This is a genomic window from Methylobacterium sp. J-072, assembly GCF_022829425.1.
Lineage (GTDB): Bacteria > Pseudomonadota > Alphaproteobacteria > Rhizobiales > Beijerinckiaceae > Methylobacterium.
In genome coordinates, this window is sequence record NZ_JAKSYK010000149.1 from 1 (window position 1) to 5735 (window position 5735).

The following is a 5735-nucleotide window of genomic DNA, read 5'->3' on the forward strand; positions in this document are numbered from 1 at the left end:
CCGCCGTTCCCGACAAACCCAGTGATCCGCTCGCGAAGGTCCAATGAATAGCAGCCGCCCATGATCCTCCTCCTCGCACAAGCGAATCAGTTCGACAGCCCAGCCGCAACCCACGAGTCTGATTTCTAGGACGACGCTCTAGCGGCGGAAGCAGCCTCGGTTAGAAGCTCCTCTCCACAGCCGTGTTTGTAGCCGCGACGCCTAACGACCTTGGGGATAGCACGGATTCGCTCACTCCGCTGCGGGATTGTCGTGGTAGGTCGCTTCGGCTGACAAACCTTTCTCTCTCGGTTCAGCCTTCTCCGGGGTCCCTTCGGAAGCCCCCTTTAAGCCCATTGCGGCTCTGAGGAAATCGCTCGGCCGGACTACCTCGCCCCCGTCACCATCATACTTAAAACGGCATCACCTCGCGTATAGGTGCGCTAGGTGGAGACGTTCGCCTTGGAGATTCAGAACGGTGGCGGGCAACGCCAGGTCCTTTGCTACGCCGCTGCCGAACCAGTCGCCCCGTAGCTGCGATCTCTCGCGATGAAACCGGCCCAGCTCAATCACATCGCAACGCCGCGCATCTTCCGCCAGAAGGAGGCACTATTCGAGTCGTCCTGATTTTAAGAGCTGATTCGCGTCTACCATTACGCGTTCTATGACCTGAGCCTGTTATGCCGCGAACGTCGCGACCAAGTGGCTGCGTCCTACTCCTCGACCAACGCCATAAACGAGGCACCGCGGGAAACCATGGGATGTATAATTGCAAAGACGGTCGGAAAACCCTCGCCGCCACTCTGGGCCGGACAAACACGAACCTGCGTATTATGATCGAGCGACCGCCTCGGTTATAGTCACATCAGAGCGATACGATCTCTCCTGTACCAGCTGCGTTGCCCAGTACATCCTTGCTGTCGATCATCCGGAGCTTTTCGTCGCCCGCTGAGGCCCTCCGGAACGCGGATCCTGTGAGCCTTAACAAAAACCACCTGATGACCGGCGGCCTAGAACTCGTCGCTCAACGCGATGTCGCTCCTCCGGCGGCGGAGCTAGAGAACGCATCGCTACCGCCCTGGACACCAGCGGTACCCAGCGGATTCCCGCGCGTGTCGGAACTCAGGTTCAAGTCCCTCTGGACCAGACCGGGGGGAGCGGGATCGAAGAGCTCGACCGGGTTGAAGACCTGCTGTCCGCCCGCGAGAGGCTTCACAACGGTCTCGGGGCGGACAGAATCCGTGCAAAGCCCAGTACAGATCGGTTCGACTAGATCGGTTTGCTGGCAGATAGGCCGCATCACGCCCCTGACGCACGCACACCGGCAGGCTGCCCACACCGGCGTGGGCAGAAGCAGAAGGGAGCAGAGCAAGAGGATCGATCGCATGGCACATGGCCCTTGATGATGCCGCTCCGACCGGGCGACGGGTATCATAGTAGCAGGCCGGCGCAGCGGTCGCGAGACGCGGCCGCGACCCCGGGGAACCCCGCATGCGCCTTCGAGGCGCTGCCGCCCCCTCCAAGCTGTGGAAGCTTCAGTTGGGGGAGGGCGCCTCAGGTCACTCTCAATCCATTGCGCTCACTCGGCTGCAGCCGTCTCGTGATGGGGATCCTCATGGTCGGATGCCCTTTCATTCTGGTCGGACTCGGTATCGGTATCGTCGGTCTCATCCTCGGATCCCTCGGCGGTGGTGAAGAAGTCACCCTTCCGCACCGCTTCGCCTCCCGTCACCATCATGCTGAGATAGGTGTTGAGGGTGTTCGGGGCGACGTCGGGCAAGCGCTCCGCGATCTCCGCATGGGTCAATCCTTGTGGCCCGGCGCTGCCAAGGAGAGCTTTTAGGCGTCCCTTGGCCGAGTTCGATCTTGGACCGCGAGCTCCGCGTCGCCCACTGCGACCAGACGCAGCTTGATCCTCGACCGATGGTCGCGGATTGTCAGATGAACGAAGGACGGCCACGTCCTTCAGTGGGACGCCCTCGACAATCGCCGTCAGCGCAGCTTCCGCTGCGCGCAATTTGGTCAGTTCCGCAGAGATCCTGTCATAATCGCTTTGAAGCGCAGCCCTCCGCGCTCGCACATCAACCAGCGCCTTCGTTAGGGTGTTGTCCTCAGCCATTGGCGGGCCTCACTGCATACATTCGTTCGTGAGCGGTCATAGGTCATAGGACCCTTGAAGCGTCAACAACGAGCTGGAATGTCGTTGTGGAGTTTAGATAGGTCTTCGAGGAGCTCCTGCGATGTGGGCAGCACATTGCCTGGCATAGAGATATCTTAAACGTTCCCGCCAAACGCGGCTGGCATTGAGGGGGGTGTAGACCGCTCCCAAAAGTATGGTTCCTACCCGCCTACGTCAACGCCACCACGACTCAGCCAAACCGGACTTATTCTGTGATCGTGGTTCGTATCAACCTTACTAATGCCAACGTTTCGGCGCCTGGAAATGCAGGAGTCTAGACATGCGGAGCTCTTTACGTCCTTAAACATCATCGATAAAGGATAAAGTTATTTCATAGACATCCCCCCCCCGGGATCAACACATTCAAGCTTTGACAACCCATGCCAACGGCGATAGTAATTTTATTCGCATAGGAAGTGGCTGCGTCTCTGATAAAGGCATGCACATCGTCATCAAATCGAATCAAATTGAAATTTCGATATCGGCGAGGACGTCCGCTTGGCGATGGCTAATATCTATATCGGACCGGGCTCGATGCTTCGCATTGGTGACAGGACCGGCGTCACCGGGCTCGTCCATCTCAAGCCGGTCGAGGCGAAGGCAATCGAGATCGGGACGGATTGCTCGATCGCATCCGGCGTCTAGATGACGACAAGCGATTTCCACTCGATCATCAGTCGGAGTGGCGGCGTGCGGCTGAACCCGGCCAAGCCCGTCCGCGAGGGAACCATGTTTGGATCGCCAACCAGGCAACGCTCCTCAAGGGCTCGACCATAGGCGACAACGCGATCATCGGGGCGCACGCGGTCGTCACTGGGGTCCTGCCGCCCCATTGCATGGCCGCCGGCAACCCCGCTCGCATCGTGCGCGAGGATGTCATCTGGCGGTCGGACCTGATCTGACCGTCGGCGTCGCGACAACGGGGCGGGGGACCGCACGCCAGGACCTCATATTTACCGGGAGCGCCTGTTCCGGTAGGGCGAGGGCCGCCGGCGAGCCGCTTGCCCGGCGTGACGCTCAGCCCTCGACGCAGCCCCTACGAAGACATGCTCATCCGAGCCCCAGGCCCCGACACAGCCCCAAGTGAAGCCCGCATGCCGGAGCGCGCGCACCGGGCTGGCTACGTGCGAGCCAGGCGTTGAAGACCCTCTACGGCCTCTATTACAGCTGGGTGGGTTCCGCCTTCGTACGCTTGAGCCGCAACCCGCTGATCCAGCTGGCGGCAAACGGTAGCCTTCCTCCGGCGAGCGATATCGCGTCGGCGGCGGAGCAGATCGCGGCGCTTGAGCCGTATGTCGATGCCGGCTTCTACGCGAGCTGGTACGGCATTACCCGCGATCACGTGCGCGACTACCTCACAGTTGGCTGGCGCGAGGGCCGGGATCCGAGGCCCGACTTCGCCACCGCAGACTATCTCGTAGCGCGGCCCTATCTGGCCAGGGCCGGCATCAACCCGTTTCTGCACTGGGTAACGGCGCAGCGCGCCAAGGGCGGCGCTCTGCCCAAGCCCGACCCGAGGCAGACCGAGCGCCTTGCCCGCCGCCTGGTGGACGGCGCATTCTACCTCGCCAACAACCCCGACCTGCAGGAAGCCGGCGTCGATCCGGCCGGCCATTACATGACCTCCGGCTGGCGCGAGGGCCGCGAGCCGTCGCCGCACTTCGACACCCTGGCCTATTGCTTGACCCCTCACATCTCCTACACTTCACAGAAACCGCTGGGGCATTACGTCCTGCACGGCGGACCGGCCCGGCCTAGTCCGGAAGACGCGCTCGTCCTCCAGGCCGAGACGCTGGCGCCGTATTTCGACGCAGCCTATTACCGCGATGGCCTCGACGAGCGAGAAGCCCAGGACCTCTTCAAGGCCTCCGACGCGGAGCTGCTGCGGGCCTACGTTGCTGGCGGCTGGCGGAGGATGCGCAGCCCGCGCCAGGATTTCGACCCGGCCGGCTTCGTGCAGGCGCGCGCCGGCAGCCGGGCGGTGATCGGCGGCCCATTCTTCCGATATGTCGCCGAGGCGCTCCTTTCCGGCGCCACGCCGTTCTCGGGCGAGGACCAGCCAAAGTTTCCTGCCGTGGACGAGGCCTGGTACCGGGCGACCTACCCCGATGCGCAGAGCTTGCCCCCCTACGTGCATTTTTCCACGGCCGGCTTCCGGGAGCTGCGCGATCCGGGCCCGGGCCGCTCGACGCTCGACGCGCTGCTGCGGGTCTGCGGCCTGCGCCCGGTGCGTCCCACGATCGGGGATACGGGCTGGCTGGGCGAGATCGGGCGCTCACCCGTCGACCGGGCGGCGTCCCTGGATTTGCAGGCCGAGCTAGCGGCTTTGCATTTCGACCACACCTTCTACCGGCAGCGCTACGGACTGGCGGAGGATGTCGACGCCGTCCGCGACTATTGCGACGCCGGCTGGCGCAGGGGCCGCAACCCGCGCGCGGATTTCAACGGCTGGGCCTACCGCGCCCACCATCCCTATGTGGAGGCGACGGGAATCGCCCCCTTCGTCCACCACCTCGCTACCGCGCTGCTGCGTGGCACCGATCTCTCGCGTGACGCCTTCGATCCGGCCTACGGCACCCCGCCCGCGGCAGAGGATGCGGACCTGCTGGACCAGGCCCGGCTGATCGAGCCGTATTTTGACGCGGCCTGGTACCTCAAGCGCTATCCCGACACGCGCGGCTTCGAGAACGGCCCGGTCATTCACTTCCTGTCCCATGGCCAGGAGGAAGATCGCGATCCGAGCAAGACCTTCTCGACCCAATTCTACCGTCGAGCCTATGGGCACCTGTTCGCACCAAGCGAATCACCGTTCCTGCACTACGTCCGCACCGGCCGTGCCGCCGGGCTGATGGGCTGCCCCGAGGATCTCGGCAGCTGGCCGCCCATGGAGGCCCCCGAGCCCCGGGACTGGGACACCCTGCCCCGCGCCCTGACCCTCGCCCAGGCCCGGGTCGTCGTGATCATGCCGGTTTACAAAGGCCGCGGCGAGACCCTGCGCGCCATCCACGCCTGCCTCTCCGCCCCGCAGAAAACCCCGTTCACCCTGCTCGCCGTCAACGACCGGTCCCCCGACCCACAGCTAACCGCCGAGCTGGCCGAGCTGGCCGGTCGCGGCCTGTTCCACCTCGTCGAGAACCAAAACAACCTCGGCTTCGTCCGCTCGGTCAACCGCGGCCTCTCCCTGCGCCAGGGCCGTGCCGTGGTCCTGCTCAACTCCGACGCCCAGGTGTTCGGCGACTGGCTCGACCGGCTCGTCGCCCATGCCGAGACCGCCGGGGCCGAGGGCCGCCCGCCGGTCGGCAGCGTCACGCCGCTGTCGAACAACGCCACGATCTGCAGCTACCCGCGCTTCAACGCCAACAACACCATGGCGCTGGAGATCCCCCGGCCCGAACTCGACCAGGCCGCCCGCACGCTCAACCGCGGCCGCTCGGTGGAGGTGCCCACCGGCGTCGGCTTCTGCATGTACATGACCGCCGCAGCGCTGGACGCGGTCGGGGTCCTCGACGAAATCGCCTTCGGCAAGGGCTACGGCGAGGAGAACGACTGGTGCATGCGCGCCCGCAAGGCCGGGTTC

Annotated in this window: 3 protein-coding genes; 2 read left to right on the top strand and 1 reads right to left on the bottom strand. The window is 64.1% G+C overall.

The genetic code is table 11. From position 1 onward, the window contains the following. Nucleotides 1-1558 precede the first annotated feature (1558 nt). Nucleotides 1559-2098, bottom strand: coding sequence for a hypothetical protein (locus tag MKK67_RS17340; RefSeq protein WP_243966442.1), 540 nt, complete (start codon nt 2096-2098; stop codon nt 1559-1561). Nucleotides 2099-2778: 680 nt separating this feature from the next. On the opposite strand from MKK67_RS17340, the gene MKK67_RS17345 reads away from it, so the two are divergent. Next, nucleotides 2779-3060, top strand: a complete 282-nt coding sequence (locus tag MKK67_RS17345) for an acyltransferase (RefSeq protein WP_243959581.1) — start codon at nt 2779-2781, stop codon at nt 3058-3060. 236 nt (nt 3061-3296) lie between these two features. Beyond that, a partial coding sequence (locus tag MKK67_RS17350) for a glycosyltransferase family 2 protein (protein WP_243966443.1) occupies nt 3297-5735 on the top strand: 2439 nt, incomplete at its 3' end.